Raw genomic sequence first — 23,580 nt, 5'->3', positions numbered from 1 at the left:
GCATGTTCAAAAAATCACTCATACTCGTTGCCCTCGCGACAGCCTTGGTTGGCTGTGGAAGCGGTGACAACGGAGAAGTAGAAGGCAATAATCGCGGCGTAATTACTATTACGGGAAGCGATTTTGTTGCAGGTGGTCAACTTGTTGCATCGGTGACTGATGCAGATGGAATTCGAGAAGACACGCTTGTTTATGCATGGTCCACAGGCGCAACAGGCACAAGCTATACAATCACTGAGGCTGATGAAGGCACGGTAATTACCGTCTCAGCACGTTATACAGACCAAGCAGGCTTTACCGAAGGTGTAGGCGCATCTACACCGACGATTTTGCCAACCTTGAGCGTAAGCGCTAGCGTTGTGAAGGGGCCGATTGAAGGCGCCACCTGTAATATCTTTGAAATTGGCGAAGGCGGTTTTGCACTTACTCCTGGTCAAGCATCCGCGGTTTCTGATGCTACTGGTGGTGTCACTTTTACCAACGTGAACTTTGAAGGCGCGGGTCTTATTTCATGCGCCGGCGGCACGTACATAGATGAATCTACTGGCGAAATTTTAGACGCTCCGGTGTTGCGCTCGGTAGTTGAGGTTGTTGAAGGAGACGCTGATTCCCCTGCTCCGTCTTATGTGATATCGCCTTTAACAGAAATGGCCGTGCAAGCCGCTGGCAGTGATTTAGGTGGTTTTGCAGATGCAGCTAGTGCGATCAACGAACGCTTTGGTATTCGTTTTGACACCACACAAACGGCTCCAACCAATGTAGGCGTCATTGCACTTGGCGCGCAAGGTGCAGCAGATGCTGACCGTTACGGTTCAGTTTTAGCGCTACTATCCCAAGTGGATGCCGACGATTCAGATAGAGATATCGCCGCCATTTTAAGTGATGTCGCAGCAGACTTAGCAGACGGTTCATTTTCTGAAGAAACATTAGATGTATTTGAAACCGCGCAGCTAAACCTGCAAACCACATCAATGGTCGCAATGGACGTTGACGTTGCCTTGCTTGACGCTATCGGTTCAGCCGTGGGATACAACAACGCTCCGGTCACTGCCATCATTGGCGGAGACCTAAGCGTCACCGTTCAAAACACTTTTGATCAGCCATTTAACGGACAAGTCACCGTTATCGACCCTAACTTTGATGAAGATGCAATCGTCCCTCAAAGCGATGTCGCACTCGATTTTGGAACATTTAGCATTGACGATGACGGCAGCTGGTCGTACAGCGTTGATTTAACTAACGAGACTGTGTCTAGTCTTGAGGTTGGAAACTCTGTCAATGATATCGTTACCATCGCGTCGGTTGATGGCACAACAGCTGAGATTAACATTCGTGTTGCTGCGTTAACGCAGGTGGCAAAAATCTCTGATATCGGCAATGACACCGGCGAAATTCGTTTTAGTGTAGATAATTTGCGCCAAGGTAAGCTTAGCGCTTCTTTTTCCAAAGACGTGGCCCTTGGCAGTGATGGTAATAACAAAGATGCCTACATCACGCTGTATGGTTCGTCAGGTAGCTCTAGCGAGTCTCTCATCGATTTGCGTATTCAAGGCGAGCAAACCGACGCAGATGGCAATGTTATAGCGCCTAGATTCTTAGTGCGTAACACCGACAGTCCTGATTATCCCGGCAACATTATTACCGCACCATTTACTGAAAATCAGTTTTACGATGTGGAAATTACATGGGATTTAGACGCAAATGAGCAAATCACGGTAACCATTGATGGTGAAGTAATCGGTGGTGGTTCGTTCTCTACCGCAGCGGTCGTTGACTCTGATTTTACAGATTTAGACCAATGGTTTGTTGACGGCATTAGAGCTATCCAATTTAGATTTGGTGATAACGACAGAACCATTCCTTTTGGCTCTTATTTTGTGGATAACATTGTCGTAACTTCTGATACTGCGGGTACTGAAGTGGTATTTGAAGATGACTTTGAAAGCTACGGCGTTGGCGAAACTCTTGATGGCGTAGGCAGCTTATACAGTCTTGCGATTTATTCAGAAGTGACTGTGTTTGATGTAGGCGACGGAGAAGAAGAACAAATCCCAGCAGTCTTTTTCGACCTAGGTGCTGCCGTTTCAAGCGACACTACCGAACTCTTAACCGGCTCAGTGAGCGTAATTGACCCTAACGAAGGTGAGGCGGTGATTGTTGCTTCTACCTTAACCGGTACATTTGGCACACTATCGATAGACGAAGACGGCGCTTGGACCTACGACCTTGATACGAGTAACGCTGTGATTGCAGCACTGATAAGCGGCGAACGTGAAACCGATACCTTTATCATCGAATCTTTTGATGGAACCACAGCTGAACTTGTGATTACGATTACCGGTGTAGGCGGCCTTCCAACTGGCGCAAACAACGTAGCCGTTATTGTTGATACCTTAGATAGTGATACTGGAGAGTTACGATACGCACTCGGCGACGACGGCCCACTGGCTCAAGGTAGAGTCGAGGTGTCGGTTAAACGCTTAGATGATGATCTGGGTAATGGTGATGCATTTATTACCCTGTTTAATTCTGCTACCAATAATGCTGGTGCCATTTTGGACTTACGCATAAAAGATGACAGCTTTGAAGTGCGCAGCCCAAGCGGTGTTGATACCTCAGCGGCAACGGTACTACTTGATGAGTTCATGGATGTTGTTATTACGTGGGAATACCCAGGTGGCGACTTAGCAACACTACCACTTGTGACTGTTGAAATTGATGGCGTAAGTTTTGTTGCCGAAGGCTTCACGCCAGATAACAGTGCAACGGGTGGTCTTACGCATGTAGCCTTTAGATTTGGCGACAACAGCGGCGTACGTGAAGCGACAGGCAAATTCACAATCGATGACCTGTTTATATTCTCTGACACTGCGGGTACCACTGAAGTATTCTCGGATGACTTTGAATCCTATGCAGATGGTGATTCACTTGATACTGACAACCCTGCTTCACCATACAACTCAAGCACCTCAGAAGCGACAGTTGAAACGATTGGAGAAGTTGGCGGTCCAGGTACACCAGGTAATAAGATTGCAGAAATTCGCGATACCGACAGCGGCGATACCGGAGAGTTACGTTACGCTTTAGATGATGCTGGCCCATTAGCGCAAGGCCGCGTAGAACTTGCAATCAAACGACTGGATGACGACTTAGGTAATGGTGATGCATTCATTACCCTGTTTAATTCTGCTACCAATAATGCTGGTGCTATTTTGGACTTACGCCTAAAAGACGACAGCTTTGAAGTTCGCAGCCCCAGCGGCGTCGATACTTCAGCGGCAACGGTTGTACTAGACCAGTTCATGAATATCGTCATCACATGGGAATACCCTAACGGCGATTTAGAAATGTTGCCACTGGTAACCGTTGAAGTAGATGGCGTTCGCTTTACAGCAACAGGCTTTACCCCAGATAATTCAGCAACTGGCGGCTTGACGCATGTAGCAATACGATTTGGCGATAATTCAGGTGTAAGAGAAGCCACAGGAGTTGTTTCGGTAGACAACCTAGCGATTTACTCCGACACTGCTGGCACCACCGAGGTGTTTTCAGATGATTTTGAGTCATATGCTGAAAATGATTCGCTTGATACAGATAACGCAGTATCGCCTTATAACTCTTCTACTTCTGAGGCGGTTGTTGGGGTTGAGTAACATTTTTCCCTAGTGTGAATTAGCCTGCCCTTTGGGGCAGGCCTTTTTTTTGCCTGTTAGTCTGCGCGATTGTTATTACTTTGTCGTTTTAACGCCATTTTGATAAGAGGCTGCAATTGAGCATTCGTGATCAACATCAAGTTAATACACCACACTCAGTTTCATCGAATAGCATTCTATGAATTTTTAAAATATCCACTCACCACATCTTGAACAAGACGATACCAAATCGTTGATCATGCCTTGACTACCGCAATTTCCAACTTAAGAATGCAACTAACCCGTTGTTTATAAACTTCAAAAGCCTTACACCACAAGTTGCAATACGCCTCTTATACCTACGTAAGATGTGAATAAAGAGAATAATAAAATGGCAACAAGTACTAGGTTATGCGCGATGTTGTTTCGATGCTCTCCCATTAAGTGCTTGCGAGTGGTTAGATACAAAATGCACAAAACGGTTAAAGGCAAAATAACCGCGTTGAAGGTTTGTGAGACCAACATGACCAGAACCGGCCTTGCACCAAACAGCGGTACAACGAGGCCAAGCAGAGAGATGAAAAACACAACAATACGATACTTCGGTAAGCTCATATCACGCTTTTGACCAGTATAATCGCACCATAACCAAGGCAGCATGAGTACATTTGGAAACTGCGATGATACGCCAGCTGCTACAAGACCAAACGCAAATAGCGCGGTGGCAAATGAGCCGGCAAGGGGTTCTAGTATCCCGATGAGCTGAGAAGTTTTTGTTAACGTAGTATTCGTTTCAAATAAGGCGCCTGCTGCAGCTGCCATAATCGATGCGCTGATAACAAACATCAAGAACACCGAAAACATGGCATCACGTTTTTGTTGCTTGTAGTCAGCTAAGTTCCAACCGGCCTCTTTAACTAAGGTGGTACGTATTATGAACAAGCCTGAAAAGACCGTTGTACCGACCATCGACGCAATCACAAGCAAAGGGTCTTTGCCTTTAGATAGCAACTGCTCGGGTATATTGGGAAGCAAACCAGACAAAATGGCACTCGGGCTAGGCATCATAATAAAAAAATTGAGTAAGAAGCACGCCGACATGATCGCAACGATGGCCGCCAAGCTTCGCTCGAATACGCGGGTATTGCCTTGCCAGAATATGTAGTACACCAAAGCAACAAAGAATATTGCAAAATATAAGGGGGGTATGCCGCTATCTACTAGTGACTTAGACCATTCAAAACTAACATCGGCAACGATTCCCATGACTCCCATCACGCTGCCACACACTCCCGTTGTAAGCGCGACAATAAAGAAAATCCCTACGCCGGGGTGAATATGTTTACGAAATGCTTGAAGAGCGGTTTCGCCGGTAACCAGAGTATATTTTCCGTATAGATTAATCATAAAAAAGGTACACAGACACGACGCAACAATCGTCCACAATAACGACATGCCATAGTCAGCACCTGCCTTTGCCATTGCAGTCACACTGCCTGTACCAATGTTAAATCCGAGTAAAAAGATACCGGGTAAAAACAACGCTAATCCATTGGTAAATTTTTGCTTCAAGCTTGCGCCTTGCGATGCATTGGAATTTTGCATTATCTACTCCAGTGATGACCTAAATTAGGTGAGTTCAACTTCTTTTGTTGAGAGAGTGTTTATCGTTTCAAAAATGCCGTTCTTGTCAATCTGGGCGCGAAAATCAATCAGCTTTTTGATAAATATTTCATCATTGATAAATTCACATTGATGGACTTGCGCAATACTCAAACAATGCAACAAATCGAAAGACTTATTGGATGATAAGCGCTCATTAAATTGCTCTTTTTGAACATCGTTTAAGTCGCCCTGATCGAGGGCTTTGCGAATAAAGCATACCCAAGCAGCCAGAATGAAGGCTAAACCATCGGTATCTTGCTCTTGCGCTAAACTTGCGTCGACTGAAGGAAAAAGCCGCTGCTGTATTTTTTGCGAACTATCAGTGCCTACCTGCATGACTTTATAAGGCAATCGTGCATTAGCAAAACGCGCAAAGATGCTATCGATGTAATCATGGGCGTTAATTTCAGATGAAACAGATGTTACCGGAAGCACTTCTTCGATAAGTACGTCTCGAGTAAATTGGGCGAACGCTTTGCGCTGCAAGGCTTGATGAATGTATTCATCATCCGCCAGATACCCCAGTATCGAGAGCATAGTATGGGCGGCATTTAAAAATCGTAACTTTACGCGTTCAAAGGCACCTACATCTTTTGAAAACACCGCGCCAACCTTATCAAAATCGGGGCGCTTACCTGCAAAATTATCTTCAATGACCCATTGGCTAAAAGGCTCTGTTGATACCGCAGCATTATCCTCCACTCCCAGCACTTCTTTCACTTGCTCAGTAAAGGCTTCGCTATCGGCAGGCGTAACACGGTCGACCATTGACGAGATAAAGCTTACGTTGGTATTTAGCCATGCTAGTGTGTCGGTGTTGTGGATTTCAAGCAAAGCTTTAACCCCGCTTTCTATTATTTCACCGCCGGCGCTAATGTTGTCACAACATAGAATCGTAAGTTGACCATTCTCGGTTGAACGACAAGCAGAAAAGCGCTCAATCAGCCCTGCCGCAAGATAGCCATAAATGCTCTGTGGCGCTTGGATTGATGCCATATCATGTTTTATAGATACGTGCTCTAAATCTAGCTTTCCATGCGCAAGGCAATACCCTTTTTCAGTAATGGTAGTGGTTATTAGTTGTGTTTCTTGTTTAGCAAATTGCTTTAATATTTCGCCGCATTCCTCAACAGCAAACAGCACACGTTGAAGAGCGCCAATCACACGATATTCTGTGTTTTGATCAATCAACGCGAGGGTATAATAGTAATCTTGCTTTCTAAGCACATCACGAACATCGGGCGAACGCATCGATACGCCGGTAATCCCCCATTGCAAGTCTTTGAGGTTTAACAAGGCATCACAATAAACCGCTTGGTGAGCGCGATGAAAGTTGCCCACGCCAAAGTGTAAAATACCGCTGCTCACATCCTGTGAATGATATTGCGGTGTACTCACTTGCTTACCCAAGGTTGATAGCGTACTTCTATTTAATGTGGTCATGTTCGCAATGTCTTCATTGATTTGTTGGCAAAGAGGTGGAGCCGGCATAGCATTCGATAATAGTCATTTCACTTGTTGGGTCATACATAAACTCCGCCTCACCTGCTGGGAAAAAGAATCGGTCCCATTGTTTTAATTCAGTCGTCTGCTCTCCAATAGTAATGCGCCCTTCTCCCGCAGCGACAATGCCGTAAAAGAACCCGTCGCTTTTTCGCCTATAGATGCCGGTGACGGTGCTTCTCATAATGCGAAAACACGCTGTTTTGTCGGCACCTATAAGCTCTTCTAACTTATTGCCTGCATTATCTGCTTCGATAAGTGTGGGTAAGCATCTAAATTCGTCATCAATCTTATCTGCGGTGACTGGAGAGAAGTTAAACGCATCTAACGCTAACTCAATATCACGGCCCATAAATCTCGCCGCCTCAGGAATTTCATAACCGCCTCGCTCAAACTCAAAGCGAACCGCTAAATCTGATGGCTCCATCACCTCTAACATCAAAATACCTTCACCTAGGGCGTGGGGACGGCCACCGGGTACTAAAAATACATCACCAGGTTTAACGGGTATGCGGTCAAAACATTTTTCGATGGCGCAAATATCCTGCTCTTCAATCCACGTTTTTAAATCTTCCCTGCTAGGCGGGCGCTGAAAACCGGCATAGATATAAGGCTCAGTGACATCATCTCGAATGGAGAGAATGACGTAGGCTTCAGTTTTGCCACGTGGCTTACCGAGCCTTTGTTGGGCAAATTCTCGCGTTGGGTGAGCTTGAAAGTGCAGTCTTATGGCACTGTCTAAGTATTTAACTAACGGCACATCATCAAGTGTGCATGGTTTGTCGTCTGAGTGCCCCAGATAATACCTGCTATTTTGGGTGAGTAAATCGCGAAACAAGACGCTATTGCCTTGCTCGTCGCCCACGTGCGCAAGTCCTTCGCTAATATGCTCACGGCCAATGTTATTTGCCTCAACAATTGAGCCAATCCAATCTTCTGGAAAATGTGTGTCTTTTGGTGTTGGCTGTTGTTCTATCTGGTCTAAGAGCTTTCCGCCTTGGTAAGTCCGCCAAACTCGATTCGCGCCAAACTTTAGCAACTTTTTATTCATAAGCATTGACCACTGAAAGCGCCTTTATTACGCCCCGTATTTCGGCTAAGCCCTTCAACCGACCAATACCCGAATACCCAGGATTAACTTGCTTACCAATATCACCCATCATTCGATGTCCATGATCAGGGCGAATGAAAATAGGAATAGCCTCTTTATCTTTTTTACGCTTAACTTCTTGTTCTAGCAAAGCTTGAATGACGCGCACCATATCAACGTCACTATCAAGGTGGCCTGCTTCAAAAAATGTGCGTTGTTCGTTTGGGTCGAGCTTTACGCCACGCAAATGCGAAAAGTGAATACGTGAACCAAAGTGCTTAGCCATATAAGGTAAGTCGTTGTCAGGTCGGCTGCTGAAGGTTCCAACGCAAAGCGTCACGCCATTAGATGGTGACGGTAGTTGATGAAAGAGAAGATCTAGGTCATCAGCAGTACATACAACACGAGGTAATCCAAGCATGTCGCGCGGTGGATCGTCTGGGTGAATACCAAGCTTAACGCCAAGCGCCTCTGCACGCGGCAATACCTTTGCGAGAAAACTAAATAAGTTATCGCGCAGTTGCCTGCCATCAATATGTTTATAGCGCGCGAGCATATCGCGAAAATCATCTAGCGTATAAGCATCGGTCATCTTCCCTGGCAAACCTGCAATGATATTGCGGGTTAATAAGCTTCGCTGCTCTTCTTCCATAGCATCATAGACGGCTTTTGCCGCTTTGCGCTCTTGCTGCGAATACTCAGACTCTGCGGCTTCCCTTTGCAATATATACAAATCGAATGCGGCAAATTCGTTTTGGTCAAAGCGCAGTGCATATGCACCATTAGGCAATTTAAAGTCTAGATCGGTACGAGTCCAGTCAATAACAGGCATAAAATTATAGCAAATCACTTTGATACCGCAGGCTGCCAAGTTTTCCATGGAGGTTATCCAATTATCAATAAACACTTGGCAACCACTTTCGCCTAATTTAATAGACTCGTGCACTGGGATACTCTCAACCACACTCCAAGTAAGCGGAGAAAGCCCCTCATTGTTTTGCTCAATTAAAGACTGATGCTCACCAATGGCATCTTTTGTCCAAACCTCTCCGGCAGGAATATTATGCAAAGCAGAGACAATATCTGTTGCTCCTGTTTGACGTATTTCATCTAGCGTCACAGGGTCGTTTGGACCAAACCATCGCCAAGCTTCACGCATTTCACAAATCTCCGATACTTTCATGAACATAAAAACATGTGTAAGAGCTTAACGCTTTGTTGCACTAAATTGAACCAATTTAAATTACCAAATTGTTAACCAAGGCAACATATAAGGCTATTTATTGCCGTAAACAATCCATTTAATTACGACCATGGTCTGACGCATCTCATTATAAAGCAACGTTATTTTTTGCTACTCAATCAAAATAAAGGGCTTAAAAACAAAGCGTTATTGATACTTTCTGCGATAAACAAGAGACAATTCACAAAAAACATTACCAATATAATTCAGAACCTATAAAATTTGGTTAACTAAATGGTTGACCTTTTAATTAAAAATTGTAATCATCACGTTAATGGATTGTAACTTTAGTAAAAGTATTTGATTAAAACTAGTTCTACCTAGCAAAGCGATGATTGCAACCGGAAGGTAACCCCAGCACGAACCGCTCGATGTTTGCATAGATTAGGCAACCACACACAGGAAAAATTATGACACACAAGCTTTCAAAAATTACGCTGGCGTTGCTTTCGGCAACGACTATTGGCATGGCCAGTAACGCAATTGCGCAAGAAAATGCTGCAAGCACCGAAGAATCGGTAGAAGTTGTTGAAGTAACCGGTATCCGCGCATCTTTATCAAGCGCTCTAGCTGAAAAGCGCTCCGCTCCTAACCTTATTGAAGTTATTGAAGCAGAAGATATTGGTAAGCTACCCGACCAGAACCTTGCTGAAGTGCTTGAGAATATTACCGGTGTTCAAATCACGCGTACCGCAGGTGTTGGAACAGGTGTACAGATTCGTGGTTCAAATGCCAACAACGTTTTAATTAATGGTGTAGAGACTGTTGGTGCGGGCACGGGTCGCGGCGGTATTAGTTTTGAAGATGTTTCAGCTTCTATCATCGCAGGTTTAGAAGTCACAAAAGCAGCGCAAGCTAAAACGATTGAAGGCTCAGTTGGTGGTACCGTAAATCTTCGTACCATTCGCCCGCTAGAATTAAATGACACCCTTATTAACGTAAGAGTACAAGGCGAAGATAGTAGCCTTACTACCGATGGCGTACAGCCTCGCTTTTCAGCCGCTTACGGCGATAACTGGGATACCGACTCAGGTATTTTTGGTTTTGTATTTAGTGGCAGCATTACACAACAAGAAGCAACGTCATTTCGTCCACGTGTTGACCGAGACGGTAGTTTAGTAGAAAACTGTAATGCCGAAGTGGTTCGTGGTGGCAACGTTGAAGACGTAGCTAATCGTCCAGTGTGTCAAGATTTTGATTTCTTGGGTATTCAATTTTTAAACCAAGAACTGGAAAATTTTGAATACGATACAACCAACATTTCAACGACGTTTGAGTTTGCGCCAAACGATAACACTAAGTTTTTCTTTGATGTTGTATACACAGATCAAGAGCGCCGCCAAGACTCAACGCGCGTGCAAGGTTCTGGTGTGAGCAGCGTGTTGAACTATAACCTACCTACACAGTTTGAGACAGTTAACTTTGGCTCACTCGACGGTGTAAACCTTGGTAGTATCCAGGCAGCTGTGCGCGGCACAATTGAGCCAGATTTATCAGTTGATGATGATGATCCCAACTTACGTTTCAACAGTGATACTGGCGCACGTTTGACCGATACCACCTTATTTCGACTAGGCGGCGAGTGGCAAGGAGATAACTTATTTGTCAGCGCAGAAATTTCATCTGCCAAGTCTGATACTGTGAACCCAAATTTGAGCACTCAGCTTAATTTTATCAACCCAAATGCTCCCCTTGATAACTTAGATGCTGATGGTAACCCTACCGCAAGCACTAGTAATGATAACGCAGTTCCATTTATTTATGACTTAACCGGTGGCTCACTCACGTTTGGTATTAACTTTGATTCTCCATTTGCACCGTCTGTTGCAGATTTGCTTAACCCAAATAACGTTGTTCTTGACCAAGTCGATTTGGGCCGCAACACCACTGAAAACAAACTCGACGCCTTACGCACCGACTTCACCTATTACATAGATGATTCTATCGTGACTTCGGTTGACTTTGGTTATCGTTACAGCAAACGCGAAAGCACATTTAATAACGTCACAGACCGTATAGGAGGCTTTAGCCGACTAGCCGATAGCCCGAACGGCAGCTTATTTGCTGACTTGTTAGTGGCAGGTCCAAGCAACTTTGGCGACGCAGATGGACGTGAACTTGCATTGCGCAACTTCTTAATTGTTGACCCAGACTTATCATTTGATAATCCTGACTTGGTACTTTCTACCTTAGAAGCTGCTCTGATTGCGCATGACGCAACACCGGATTTAGCAAACTTAGTACCATCTGCTGCTGCTTTCTTTAACATCGAGGAAGAATCGCACGCCTTATATGCTCAAGCTAACTTCGAATATGAGTGGATAATGGGTAACATTGGCGTGCGTCATATCCAAACAGATGTAGACTCAACAGGTAATACTGTTACAAGTGATGGTGCGAATTTAACCACCATTTCAGGTGATTATAACTTTACCTTACCTCGTCTTAACCTTGTGGCTACTCCACATGAAGACGTGGTATTGCGTTTAGGCTGGGGACAAGATATCCGTCGCCCTGATTTCAACGACCTAAATACCTCAGTGAGCTTGATAACCAACGTTAATGCGTCGGTTAATATTGGTAACCCAGGTTTAGAGCCTCAAGAGATCACCACCCTTGACTTGACTGCTGAGTGGTATTTTGCCGACGCAGCAGTGGTAAGCATTGGTTACTTTGACAAGGAAATCACGAATCTATTTGTCGACCAACTAAGCAGCGCTCCAGTCGACGGTAACGGATTCCGCAGCACTAATCCTGCCTGTGCTGGCGGTGGTTTCTTTAACCCAATCGCTGAGGGTGATGACTTCCTTGCACCATTGGGCACAACAGGTATATGTGTAGATTTGCAGTCTAGAGTAAATGATTCGGCAAAAACTAGCCAAACTGGCTGGGAAATGGCGGTTCAATATGACCTTTCAAGCTTTGAAGATGAGCTAGGCTGGGCTTCTGGATTTGGTGTTATTGCTAACTACACCATTCAAGAATACTCAGGTGGCTCGATTGTGAATGAATCAGCAACTCGCGGTACTGATATATTTAACGCAATTAATGGTATTTATGATAGCGCTGACTTTCAAACGGTTACTGCAGTTCAAGGGTTATTGGACTTCTCTGAGAATGCATATAACGTAACTGCTTATTATGAAAAATATGGCATTAGCGCACGTCTTCGTTACACATGGCGTGAAGCGTTCCGTACCGACGATACTGCAGCAGGTGCGTCACGTAACTCAACGCTTGGCTTCCCAGTGTATACAGCTGACCGTGGTCAGTTAAATGCCAGCATTAGCTACGATGTTAACGAACAGTTCAATATCGGTGTTGAAGCGGTTAACCTAACCAAAGAAGGCATTACGCAATCTTGTGTAAATGATGGCGCATTGCTTTGTTTTGAAGGTTTAGCTGACCGTCGTATTACCTTTGGTGCAAGTTATACTTTCTAAATCTAAGCGTTAACAAACAAAAAGGCATGTCGCAAACGGCATGCCTTTTTCAATCTACAATGACTTACAGCAAAATTTAACTGCGTATAAAGTGAGGATGCACAATATGCTAAATAAAATATTTACAATAACGCTAATCGCATTTTTTGCGATGACTTTGGCTTACGTTGCGCAAGCAAAAGAGCATCCCCGTTTAATACTCACAAAAGAGGGCGTTGAACAAATACGCGAAAACTTGGGCAAAGTGCCTCTTTTTGACGCCAGTGTCGAGAAGATCAAAGCCGAAGTAGATAAAGAAATACAAATGGGAATTGATACCCCCATTCCAAAGGACTTTTCAGGTGGCTATACACATTTTCGCCACAAACAAAATTTTATCATTGCGCAACAAGCCGGTGCGCTCTACCAAATTCTAGAAGATGAGAAGTACGCTAAATACGTACGCGATATGTTGTTTCAATATGAAGCGATGTACAAAAACTTGCCTGTACACCCGCAAGTACGTTCATATGCGCCAGGTAAACTATTTTGGCAGTGTTTAAACGACAGCAACTGGTTGGTGTATATGGCTCAAGCCTACGACACTATTTACGATTATTTATCGAGTGAAGAACGCCAAACACTTGAAGATAACCTGTTTCGCCCTTTTGCAGATTATATTTCTTTAGCCAACCCTCAGTTTTATAACCGCATTCATAACCACAGCACATGGGGAAATGCTGCGGTAGGCATGATTGGCTTGGTAATGGATGATCAAGCGCTTATTCAGCGCGCCCTTTACGGTATTGAAGACGATGGCTTAGCGGTCGGCGGCGTAGACGATGATGGCGGCACAATTAAAGCTGCTGACCAAAAGCGCGGCTTTTTAGCCAACCTTGAACAGCCCTTTTCACCAGACGGCTATTACACTGAAGGTCCGTATTATCAGCGCTATGCAATGTATCCATTTTTGATATTTGCCACTGCGATGCATAATACCTACCCAGAGTATGGCGTGTTAGAACATAAAGATAATGTGCTGCTTAAAGCCATCGACGCACTGCTTAACTTAACAGATGCTGACGGCGACTTCTTCCCGCTTAATGACGGTCAAAAAGGCATGTCGTACTTTACCCCTGCTCTCATTACCACTGTGAACATTGGTTACTACTATGGCCAACAAGATCCAAAGCTTTTAAGCGTTGCGCAAAAGCAAGGTGAAGTCTTACTTGACCAAACTGGTTTGGCGATAGCACTAGACCTCGAAGCTAACAAAGCCGTTCCTTTTACAAAGCAGTCTGTAAATCTAAGCGATGGCGCACTCGGTGACGAAGGCGGCGTTGCAGTGCTTAGAAGCGGTAACGAAGAGTTAACGGCGGTATTTAAATATGCCGCACAAGGCTTAAGCCATGGCCACTACGATAAGCTTTCGTATTCACTATACCGACAAGGCGAAGAAGTACTGCAAGACTATGGCTTAGTGCGCTTTGTTAATATTGGCCAAAAAGGCGGTGGTAACTATCTCAAAGAGAATACGACATGGGCAAAATCCACTATTTCTCATAATACGCTTTCTCAAGATCAGAGCATTCATTTTGGTGGCGATTATCAAACCGGTAGCCAACATCATTCAGATTTCTACTTCTACGCCGACGAAAACCCGCAAGTACAAGTCGCCAGCGCCAAAGAAACCAATGCTTACCCGGGTACTGAAATGCACAGAACAGTTGCCTTGATTAAACCAAGTGATGCTGACGAGCCATTTATGCTCGATATCATGAAAGTAGATGCGCAAGGTACTCATGATTACGACCTGCCCTTTTATTATTTTGGTCAAATCATACAAACCAACTTTGCATACACGCGTCCACCAACTCAAGAGCCGCTTGGTAACAAAAACGGCTACCAACACCTTTATTTAGAAGCGTCTGGCTCGCCATCTTCTGACACCACACAGTTTTCATGGTTGAACAAAGGGAAGTTCTATACATTGAGCACCCTTACTCACGACGAAGATAATATTATGCTGACACGCATTGGCGCTAACGACCCTGAGTTTAATCTTCGCAATGAACCGGGCTTTATGCTTCGCCGCCCAAACACTCAAGATACTGTGTTTGTATCAATTGTTGAGCCTCACGGGTCATATAGCCCAGTAACCGAGCTGTCTCTTAATTCTAACAGCAGCATTGCATCCATAAACTTGATGCACGACAGCGACGCTTATACCGGGGTAGAAATTGTAGGTGTAAATGGTGAATCACAAATATTTATCGTTGCGAATCTAGATGCTCAAGCAAATAGTGAACATACACTTAACGTAAACGGCCAGGAGTATAAGTGGACCGGGCCATATTGGTATGCAAACGCAGAATAAAAGGCTGCTTGAGCGCAGCGTATGCCGCGCTCAGCTTACCAGTGCATCATTACATTTTAAGACAACAAACAAAGATCTATCCAATATTTTATTTTTGGTTGACAAATTGGATAGGTAAATATAATGTTTGTGTTATAAAATTGTTAGCCAAGAGTTATACCGACGTCATCAGCTCAATGGTATTCGATATCAAGAAAAAATAGCATTGGGTCGGGTCGGTTTTTCTAAGGAATTTAAGAGGAATATTTTTATGTCTAAACCAAGTATTGGCTTTATCGGCCTAGGTCTAATGGGCGGCAACATGGTCCAGAACTTATTAACTCGAGGCTACCCAGTCTGTGTTATGGATTTAAACCCAGATGCTGTAGCTGCATGCACAGCAAATGGAGCAACTTCTTCAACGTCAGCAAAATCACTTGCCGAATCTGTTGATATCGTGATGCTTTGCTTAACCACATCAGCAATTGTCGAGAAAGTTATTTACGGTGAAGATGGCATTTTGGCAGGAATTAAAGAAGGTAGCGTGCTGATTGATTTCGGTACGTCTATACCCGCATCGACGCGTAAAATTGGCGCAGACCTAGCCGCTAAGGGCGTTGGCATGATTGACGCCCCTCTTGGACGCACCCCTGCGCATGCAAAAGATGGCCTGCTCAATATTATGGCAGCTGGCGACAAAGAAACATTTGAGAAGGTAAAACCGGTACTAGAAGACCAAGGTGAAAATGTATTCCATCTAGGCGAGTTGGGTGCAGGCCATACCACAAAACTGATCAACAACTTCATGGGGATGACAACAGTATGTGCCATGTCTCAAGCGTTTGCGGTTGCTAAAAAAGCAGGCTTGGACGGACAGCAGTTGTTCGACATTATGTCAACGGGCCCATCTAACTCACCCTTTATGCATTTTTGTAAGAACTACGCAGTAGATAATGTGAGTGACTTAGGCTTTTCTATCGCCAACGCGAACAAAGATTTAGGCTACTTCTTACAAATGGTTGACGACCTAGGCACCGTTTCAAAAATTGCGGAAGGCTCATCAGCCAATCTACAGGCTGCATTTGACGCGGGCATGGGTAACGGTAACGTACCTGAAATCTTTGATTACTTTCAACAATTAAGTAAGTAAACGCTTATGATAAATACACTATCCAAGTTAGGCAGCCTGCTGTTACTACTCGTGTTGTTTGCTTGCTCACCGCAAGCAAACGAATACTACATCGATAGTAAGGATGCATTCTTTAAAGTAGCTTCAGATCTGAAAGCAGGCGATACACTGATTTTAAAAGATGGTGTGTATGTAGACTTTGAGATTTTGCTTAGAGGGAATGGCACAGAAAATTCGCCTATTACCTTAAAAGCAGAAACACCGGGCAAGGTAATCTTGTCTGGTCAGTCTAACTTACGCCTTGCAGGACAGTATTTGGTTGCCTCTGGTTTAGTGTTTAAAAATGGCTATACGCCCAGTAGTTCGGTTATTGAGTTTCGCGAGAGTAGAGGCAAGTATGCTTATCACTCACGCGTTAGTAACATGGTCATTGATAACTTCAACAACCCCGACAAACAAGAATCTGACTATTGGGTTGCGCTGTATGGGAAACACAATCGCTTCAACCATAATCATCTTGTAGGTAAGCGCAACAAAGGTGTGACTGTTGCGGTTCGTTTAAATAGCGAAGCTAGCCAAGAAAATTATCATCGTATTGACCATAACTACTTTGGCTATCGCCCTACTTTTGGCTCCAACGGTGGCGAAACACTGCGCATAGGCACTAGCCATTTCTCATTAACGGACTCATTCACCCAAGTTGAAAACAATTACTTTGAAAAGACCAACGGCGAAGTTGAAATCATCTCTGTGAAATCTGGCAGTAATACGATACGCGGTAATGTGTTTTATGAAGCACGCGGCACGCTCACCATGCGTCATGGCAACGGCAACATCATTGAAAACAATGTCTTTTTAGGTAATGGCATTGAGCACACTGGCGGTATTCGTGTTATTAATAAAGACCAGACGATTCGCAACAACTATTTAGAAGGGCTTGGCGGGTACCGTTTTGGCAGTGGCCTTACGGTTTTAAATGGCGTGCCAAACTCCCCTATCAATCGTTATCATCAGGTCGACAATGCGCTTATTGAAAACAATTCTTTAATTAACGTTGAGCACATTCACCTCGGCGCTGGGAGTGACGCAGAGCGCAGCGCAGTGCCTATCAATAGCAAAATGGCACACAACCTTATTTATAACGAAAACAATCAGCAGCCGTTTACCTTATTTGACGACATGAGTGGCATCGTGTTTGAGCACAACGACAGCAACGTCGACGTGCCAAGTGAGATAAGCGCCGGATTTCAGACAATCGAGCTTTCCTTAGTAAGAGCAGAAAACGGCTTGTTGTACCCAAGCGACACCAGCATCACAAGTGGCGTTAGCCGTGACCTCACCATTTTGAATAAAAACGATACGGGCGTAGCCTGGTACCCGAAAACACCTGCGACTGTTGCGTTCGATAGTGGCAAAGTGCGACAGGTGAGTGCCGATGCTAGTGCTTTATTAGAAGCAATAGAAAACGCTGGCGAGGGCGACGTGATAGAAATTGCGCCTGGCGATATCGTCATTCCTAAATTAGCGTTTATTGATAAGACACTCACGATCAAAGCAGCACAACCAGGGCAAACAAAAATCGGATTTGAACGCTCTGCCCTTTTTGAAATTCGCGACGGCGGCAGTTTGAAGCTACAAGGTTTGCACATTACCGGTGAAAGCAGTCCAGACTCGCATGGAAACACCGCGATACGCACTAAAAAGTGGGGAATGGTAAATAACTATCGTTTTGAAATGCACGACTCGGTGATTGAAAACTTAGATGTGAATCACTCGTTTCATTTCTTTAGCACCGGTAAAGGCGCTTTTGCCGACAAAATCATGCTATCAAACAACACCTTTACAAACGTCACCGGCGATATCTTACAACTAAATACCGAATCTGAAGATTTAGGTATTTACAATGCTGAATACATTACTTTGCGCGGCAATACGTTTACTAATATCGATGGTGGCATTGCCAAAATCTATCGCGGTGGAACAGATGAAAGTACCTTTGGCCCTCTATTATTGGTAGAAGACAACATCCTATCAGACGTAGGCTTAGGTTCGCGTAATAAAGATTTAGCAAGCTTCTATTTGCATGGCGTGCAGCGCACACACATGTCTGGTAATACATTTACATCTTCTGCGCCACTTGTGGTTGAGCATACGGTAGGCGAGCCTTCAACAACGGTTATCAATAATGTATTTAACCAAACCCAGCCGCCAAAAGTGACTGAACTGCGAGTAAAAGGGCCACATACGGCTGAGCTTCGCGACAACACTATCAACGAATAATAGTAGATTTATAGGAATAACCCCATGCAAAAACAAAGCGAACACTTCTTGTTTGGCGATCAAACAGAAATTGAAGATTTAGGTAACGGCCTTAAACGTCAAATGCTTGGCTTTAATCATGAGCTAATGGCGGTTAAAGTTTGGTTTGACAAAGGTGCTGAGGGTTATGTGCACAAACATAGACATTCTCAAGTCACATACGTTGAACAGGGTGAGTTTCACTTTAATATCGGTGGTGTCATCAAAATTCTAAAAGCGGGCGATAGCTGTTTAATTCCCCCTCATGTAGAGCATGGGGCGGTTTGCCCAACGGGTGGCATATTGATAGATACCTTTAGCCCTGCACGCGAAGACTTTGTCAGTGAATAGGGTTCATTTTTTAGGTGAGTGCATGATTGAGCTGCGCCATGGTGAAAATGGCGTAATGCATCAATCATTTTCGGGTGATGTGTATAACTCGGCTGTCTATCTAAAACGCTGCTTTGACAACGTTGAGTGCTCCATCGTGACCGCTGTAGGTCAAGATGCGCTAAGCGACGAAATGCTCAACACCTTCCATAAAGCTGACCTAAATACTGAGTTAGTCTTTAAACACCCCACTAAACACGCTGGCTTATATATCATTAAAATAGATGATAAAGGCGAGAGAAGCTTTACGTACTGGCGCAGTGATGCCGCTGCCCGCACTATCGTAAATTTTTTAAACGACGATGTATTGTCGAAGTTTAAATCGGGCGATATGTTTTTCTTTTCAGGGATATCACTGGCTGTTATTGAGCCTGAAGCTCGCCCTCTTTTTTGGCAAAAACTGGAGCAGTTAAAACAAGCTGGCGTGATATTAGTATTTGATCCCAATTACCGTGCCCGCATGTGGCATAGTGAAGCCGATAGCAAAGAAGCTTTCAACAGAGCATTCGGATTGGCACAAATCGCCCTGCCGGGCATCGAAGACTTAGAGCAGCTTTACGGACTTCACACAGGCATTGATGTGATTAAGTTTTGTCAATCATTTGATATTGAGGAAGTGATTGTCAAAGATGGACCTAATGCAGTGCTAAGCCTAGCAAACAATCAAATTGAAAAGCATGAGATCACGCCATGCGAAAATGTCGTTGATACGACCTCTGCCGGAGATGCGTTTAACGGTGTTTATTTAGGTGCACGAATAAATGAATACTCTATTGCTAAGTCGATAGCGCTTGCTGCTCAAGCTGCAAACATCACCGTTCAACATCCAGGGGCAATTGCGCCAAAACAAGCATTCATGTCTGACATGTCTGCTCTACTCAATACCTAACCATCAATTAATCACGAATGCTATAAGATAGGCACTATGAAACGTTTTTCTGAACTTATGTCTGGGCAAGTTTTACTTCCTATAATTCAAGCGTGCACCGTAAACGAAGGCGTTTTGGTTGCAAAAGCAATGGCAGATGCCGGCCTTAACTCCGTCGAAGTCGTACTGAGAACCCCCGTATCGCTCGAGGCGCTCAAAGCTATAAAGACTGAGGTACCTACTTTGCAAGTTGGTGCGGGGACGATACTTTCAAAACAACATTTAGACAATGCAATGGCAGCAGGTGCTGATTTTATTGTTACCCCAGCGGTATCGCCTACTTTGCTCAATGCACTAAAGAGCTGCGAGGGGCCGGTGGTGCCGGGCGTATCGACCATGGGCGAAATACTAGCTGCTTATGAAGCAGGGTTTAGAGAGCTCAAGCTGTTTCCTGCAACACTTGCCGGGGGCGTTAAATTTTTAAATGCAATTTCGTCAGTATTTCAAGAGGTAACATTTTGCCCTACCGGTGGTGTAAACCCCGACAATAAACGAGAGTTTTTAGCTCTCGATAACGTATTTGCCGTTGGTGGGACTTGGGTTGCGCAAAAACAATGGATAGAAGAAGGAAATTGGCCCGCAATTATAAGTGCGTGCCGTGAAGCTAATTCCGCCTAAAAAAGTCATCCGCTTTTAGAGGTTATCCTTTACATGGTTTAACATAATTTAACAGTTACTTTACAAAAAACATTGTAAAGAAGCCCGTATATTGGTAATGTTTTGTAAGTTATTTTGGTAATAGATATTTTAAATTTTGGATAGCGAAAAGTGTAAACCATCGCAACCAAGTCATTCAGGAAGAGGTGTATGGCAAACCGTTACAAACTATTATTGTCACTGTTATTAATCGGAACACTCATATCTGGTGTAGGGCTATTTTTTAACGTCCAAACACAGAACACCGTCATAATAAGACTCGGACACGTTGTCGATCTCGAGCACGCCATGCACAAGTCACTCGCCTATTTTAAAGAGCAGCTCAATGATATATCTGACGGCCAAATGGACGTTCAAATTTATGCTAGCGGCCAGCTTGGTGCTGAACGTGATTTAATCGAATTAATGCAGATTGGCAGCTTAGACATGGCGCAAGTATCTGTGGGTCCTGTGGAATCGTTTGTCCCTGAGCTACAAATATTCAGCTTGCCCTATGTATTTGACGATGAAGACCATTTTTGGCGGGTTATCAACAGCGAACTAGGCCAAGAATTGCTGCTATCACCGCTAAATGTAGATTTACGAGGTGTCGCATTTTTCGATGCTGGTAGCAGAAGCTTTTACACCTGTCCCAAACCCATTTATACCCCCGATGATTTAGTAGGAATGAAAATTCGTACCATGAAAAGCCAATCGGCCGTGGCGCTCATGCGTGCGCTAGGCTCATCGGCGACGCCTATTTCATTTGGAGAAATCTACACATCGTTACAACAAGGGGTTGTAGACGGTGCAGAAAATAGTCCGATTACATACTATAAAACAAGACATTACGAAATTTGCAAGAACTTTACCCTAGACGAACACAACACTATTCCTGGTATCGTTATGTTCAGTGAAAAGCGCTGGCAAGGTCTTACCGAGCAACAGCAGGCATGGGTACAACAAGCGATGGATACCACCGTTACCTATCAGCGAGCGTTATGGAAAGCAGATACCGACGTGGCGATGGAGCAGCTAAAGCTTGCAGGAGTAAATATCATCATTCCTGACAAAACCCCTTTTCAAGAAAGTGTGCAGAGCTTTAAGGATAGTTTTCAAGGGACCCCCGTTGGTGACATTTTAAACCGAATTGAGGCGAAAAAATGAGTATGTTTAAAACTACCCTAGGCGTCCTTGACAGCATACTTACGCGATTCCTTCAAAGCTTATTGGTCATCGTGACTATTGTGGTCAGCTGGCAGGTATTTTCGCGTTATGTGCTAAATGATCCAAGTTCATTCACCGAAGAGCTAGCAAGATTTTTACTTATATGGATTACATTGCTCGGATGCGTTTTCGCCTACAGACGTAATAGTCATCTAGGCCTTGATATGGTGTATTCCCAAGCAAGCTTAAGCTATCGAAAGTGGGTATACCGCTTTATTCATGTATGCGTGGCAGCGTTCGCTGTTTGCGTGATGATGATTGGCGGCTTTTCGTTGATGAACATGACTGAGCAACTTGGCCAAACGTCACCGGTAATGGGCATCGATATTAGCTGGGTGTATTCAGTCGTGCCGTTCAGCGGCCTGTTGATCTTGCTCTACTCCATTGAGTTTCTTATTCAACCCGATTACAACGTTGTTTCCCACGATGAGTATGCGCACACCGTAATGCTCGACGAAGACGACGCGCAAGCTCCATCAAACACAAAGAAGGAAAATAAATAATGACTGTCGTATTTTTACTCTGTTTATTCTTTCTTTTATTGTTTTTAAACGTCCCTATTTCATTTGCCATTGGGCTTTCAACGTTTTTGTTTATGATGACGTCCATCGACTTTTTGCCCGCGGCGACTACCGTTGCTCAACGCATGACCAATGGTGTTAACAGTTTTGCATTAATGGCCATCCCGTTTTTTATCTTGTCTGGACAAATCATGGCGCAAGGCGGCATCGCTAAACGACTTATAAACTGCGCTATGGCCTTACTCGGCGCTTTTCCCGGCGGACTGGCGCTGGTAAACGTATTGTCGTGTACTTTATTTGGCGCTATTTCTGGGTCTGCAGTGGCCGCGACATCTGCAATAGGCAGTTTTATGGTACCGCAGATGAAGAAAGCCGGATACAGCCCTGAGTTTTCCGCTTCAGTCACCGCAACCGCTTCAACCACAGGTTTGCTTATTCCCCCTAGTAACATTCTGATCATCTACGCTATCGCCAGCGGTGGTGTGTCCATTTCTGCTTTATTTTTAGCCGGCTACATTCCCGGTTTACTTGTAGCGTTATCGCTGATGATTTTTTGTGTGGTCTACGCAAAACGTAAAGGTTTTGCCAGTGCTGAGCGCTTGCCATTCTCAGTTGTGTTAAAAAGTGTTTGGCAAGCAGTGCCTAGTTTAGCGCTTATTGTTATTGTTATGGGCGGCATTATCTCAGGTATCTTTACGCCTACCGAGGCTGGTGCCATCGCGGTCTTGTATGCGTTAGTCCTTGCTGCCGGTTTTTATCGCGAAGTCGACATGGAAAAATTTGGTGTCATTTTAATCAAAACAGCAGAGACAACCGCGATTGTACTATTCCTTATCGCAACATCTTCCGCTTTATCATGGGTACTTTCTTACGAGAATTTGCCGCAAGCGCTAACCGATACTTTATTGGTCATCAGCGACAACCCGCTCATTATATTACTTATCATCAATATAATTTTGTTATTGATTGGTGCATTTATGGACATGACACCTGCCGTACTTATTTTTACGCCAATATTTTTGCCTATTGCCGTTTCTATCGGTATTGAGCCTTTGCAGTTTGGTATCATGATGATTCTCAACCTTTGTATTGGTTTATGCACGCCGCCGGTAGGTGCCATACTATTTGTAAGCTGCGCGGTATCAAAAACGAAAATTGAGAAGATGGTGAAACCGATGTTACCGCTTTATGTAAGTATGCTGGTGGTGTTGTTCCTTGTTTCTATGTACTCACCAATCAGCACGTTTTTACCAAGTCTATTAGCACCTTAAGGACCAAAGCGAATTCATTGCAGCATCAATCTACCGATGTTGATTTTATATTAAACTGCCGCATCTGCAGCATAAAAACAGATGCGGTAACACAGCCAAAAGTCCAGAGGTTTTCAGCGTGTTTTGAGAGTCTCAGACAAAAAAACAGCGCTTTATGAGACTAGATGCCTATAAATTGCTGTTTTTTATGATTACCAATTGATTTAATATTGGTAATAATTCAAAAAAGAAGTATTCTTTATCAAAGGCTTATCCAAAGGCCTTATGGT

15 protein-coding genes are annotated in these 23,580 nt (G+C 44.2%); 11 read left to right on the top strand and 4 right to left on the bottom strand.

All coding sequences use genetic code 11. From position 1 onward, the window contains the following. The first annotated feature begins 2 nt into the window (after positions 1-2). Positions 3-3,653 (top strand): VCBS domain-containing protein, encoded by a 3,651-nt coding sequence (locus KJ365_RS07785; protein WP_214451050.1) that lies wholly within the window; start codon positions 3-5, stop codon positions 3,651-3,653. Between the two features lie 306 nt (positions 3,654-3,959). Here KJ365_RS07785 and KJ365_RS07780 read toward each other — a convergent pair whose 3' ends face one another. From KJ365_RS07780 to uxuA, 4 genes are read right to left on the bottom strand one after another with little or no spacing between them, the layout of a single operon-like run. Continuing rightward, complete coding sequence (locus KJ365_RS07780; protein WP_214451049.1) at positions 3,960-5,237, bottom strand: Nramp family divalent metal transporter; 1,278 nt, start codon at positions 5,235-5,237, stop codon at positions 3,960-3,962. Positions 5,238-5,261: 24 nt separating this feature from the next. After that, positions 5,262-6,740, bottom strand: a complete 1,479-nt coding sequence (locus tag KJ365_RS07775; protein ID WP_214451048.1) for a mannitol dehydrogenase family protein — start codon at positions 6,738-6,740, stop codon at positions 5,262-5,264. A 13-nt stretch (positions 6,741-6,753) separates the two neighbouring features. Beyond that, positions 6,754-7,851 carry a class I mannose-6-phosphate isomerase gene (locus tag KJ365_RS07770; RefSeq protein WP_214451047.1) on the bottom strand — a complete coding sequence of 366 codons (1,098 nt, stop codon included), beginning with the start codon at positions 7,849-7,851 and terminating at the stop codon, positions 6,754-6,756. After that, a complete protein-coding gene (gene uxuA, locus KJ365_RS07765) occupies positions 7,844-9,049 on the bottom strand; it encodes a mannonate dehydratase (protein ID WP_214451046.1) in 1,206 nt (401 codons plus the stop codon). The genes KJ365_RS07770 and uxuA overlap by 8 nt, the downstream gene beginning before the upstream one ends. Positions 9,050-9,543: 494 nt before the next feature. Between uxuA and KJ365_RS07760 the strand changes: the two genes are divergently transcribed. The 10 genes from KJ365_RS07760 (at position 9,544) to KJ365_RS07715 (ending at position 23,311) form a co-directional block, all read left to right on the top strand. Then, positions 9,544-12,576 (top strand): TonB-dependent receptor, encoded by a 3,033-nt coding sequence (locus KJ365_RS07760; RefSeq protein WP_214451045.1) that lies wholly within the window; start codon positions 9,544-9,546, stop codon positions 12,574-12,576. A 106-nt stretch (positions 12,577-12,682) separates the two neighbouring features. Then, complete coding sequence (locus KJ365_RS07755; protein WP_502793483.1) at positions 12,683-14,932, top strand: heparinase II/III domain-containing protein; 2,250 nt, start codon at positions 12,683-12,685, stop codon at positions 14,930-14,932. A gap of 250 nt (positions 14,933-15,182) precedes the next feature. Next, positions 15,183-16,061: an NAD(P)-dependent oxidoreductase gene (locus KJ365_RS07750; RefSeq protein ID WP_214451044.1), complete on the top strand. Its 879-nt coding sequence runs from the start codon at positions 15,183-15,185 to the stop codon at positions 16,059-16,061. 6 nt (positions 16,062-16,067) lie between these two features. Continuing rightward, positions 16,068-18,320 (top strand): polysaccharide lyase 6 family protein, encoded by a 2,253-nt coding sequence (locus tag KJ365_RS07745; protein WP_214451043.1) that lies wholly within the window; start codon positions 16,068-16,070, stop codon positions 18,318-18,320. Between the two features lie 24 nt (positions 18,321-18,344). Then, complete coding sequence (locus KJ365_RS07740) at positions 18,345-18,689, top strand: cupin domain-containing protein (protein ID WP_214451042.1); 345 nt, start codon at positions 18,345-18,347, stop codon at positions 18,687-18,689. Next, positions 18,682-19,617 (top strand): sugar kinase, encoded by a 936-nt coding sequence (locus tag KJ365_RS07735; RefSeq protein ID WP_214451041.1) that lies wholly within the window; start codon positions 18,682-18,684, stop codon positions 19,615-19,617. Before KJ365_RS07740 ends, KJ365_RS07735 begins: the two co-directional genes overlap by 8 nt. A 36-nt stretch (positions 19,618-19,653) precedes the next feature. After that, the gene (eda, locus tag KJ365_RS07730) at positions 19,654-20,274 is read left to right on the top strand and encodes a bifunctional 4-hydroxy-2-oxoglutarate aldolase/2-dehydro-3-deoxy-phosphogluconate aldolase (protein WP_214451040.1); all 621 of its coding nucleotides are present in this window, start codon (positions 19,654-19,656) and stop codon (positions 20,272-20,274) included. A gap of 189 nt (positions 20,275-20,463) precedes the next feature. After that, positions 20,464-21,459, top strand: coding sequence for a TRAP transporter substrate-binding protein (locus tag KJ365_RS07725; protein WP_214451039.1), 996 nt, complete (start codon positions 20,464-20,466; stop codon positions 21,457-21,459). Further along, positions 21,456-22,022, top strand: coding sequence for a TRAP transporter small permease (locus tag KJ365_RS07720; protein ID WP_214451038.1), 567 nt, complete (start codon positions 21,456-21,458; stop codon positions 22,020-22,022). The genes KJ365_RS07725 and KJ365_RS07720 overlap by 4 nt, the downstream gene beginning before the upstream one ends. Next, entirely contained in the window at positions 22,022-23,311 is a 1,290-nt protein-coding gene (locus KJ365_RS07715; protein WP_214451037.1) for a TRAP transporter large permease, read from the top strand. Before KJ365_RS07720 ends, KJ365_RS07715 begins: the two co-directional genes overlap by 1 nt. Positions 23,312-23,580: the final 269 nt, after the last annotated feature.

Source organism: Glaciecola sp. XM2 (assembly GCF_018595715.1).
In the GTDB taxonomy this organism is placed as follows: Bacteria; Pseudomonadota; Gammaproteobacteria; order Enterobacterales; family Alteromonadaceae; genus Glaciecola.
Note: the sequence above shows the minus strand (reverse complement) of the source record. Positions and strands in the feature narration are given on the sequence as shown.

Bases quoted from the DNA above. Each gene is read 5' to 3' on its own strand.
- KJ365_RS07760 (WP_214451045.1), top strand. From the start codon at position 9,544: ATGACACACAAGCTTTCAAAAATTACGCTGGCGTTGCTTTCGGCAACG.
- KJ365_RS07755 (WP_502793483.1), top strand. From the start codon at position 12,683: ATGCTAAATAAAATATTTACAATAACGCTAATCGCATTTTTTGCGATG.
- KJ365_RS07750 (WP_214451044.1), top strand. From the start codon at position 15,183: ATGTCTAAACCAAGTATTGGCTTTATCGGCCTAGGTCTAATGGGCGGC.
- KJ365_RS07725 (WP_214451039.1), top strand. From the start codon at position 20,464: ATGGCAAACCGTTACAAACTATTATTGTCACTGTTATTAATCGGAACA.
- KJ365_RS07740 (WP_214451042.1), top strand. From the start codon at position 18,345: ATGCAAAAACAAAGCGAACACTTCTTGTTTGGCGATCAAACAGAAATT.
- KJ365_RS07720 (WP_214451038.1), top strand. From the start codon at position 21,456: ATGAGTATGTTTAAAACTACCCTAGGCGTCCTTGACAGCATACTTACG.
- KJ365_RS07775 (WP_214451048.1), bottom strand. From the start codon at position 6,740: ATGACCACATTAAATAGAAGTACGCTATCAACCTTGGGTAAGCAAGTG.
- KJ365_RS07715 (WP_214451037.1), top strand. From the start codon at position 22,022: ATGACTGTCGTATTTTTACTCTGTTTATTCTTTCTTTTATTGTTTTTA.
- KJ365_RS07745 (WP_214451043.1), top strand. From the start codon at position 16,068: ATGATAAATACACTATCCAAGTTAGGCAGCCTGCTGTTACTACTCGTG.
- KJ365_RS07785 (WP_214451050.1), top strand. From the start codon at position 3: ATGTTCAAAAAATCACTCATACTCGTTGCCCTCGCGACAGCCTTGGTT.
- KJ365_RS07780 (WP_214451049.1), bottom strand. From the start codon at position 5,237: ATGCAAAATTCCAATGCATCGCAAGGCGCAAGCTTGAAGCAAAAATTT.
- KJ365_RS07770 (WP_214451047.1), bottom strand. From the start codon at position 7,851: ATGAATAAAAAGTTGCTAAAGTTTGGCGCGAATCGAGTTTGGCGGACT.
- eda (WP_214451040.1), top strand. From the start codon at position 19,654: ATGAAACGTTTTTCTGAACTTATGTCTGGGCAAGTTTTACTTCCTATA.
- uxuA (WP_214451046.1), bottom strand. From the start codon at position 9,049: ATGCGTGAAGCTTGGCGATGGTTTGGTCCAAACGACCCTGTGACGCTA.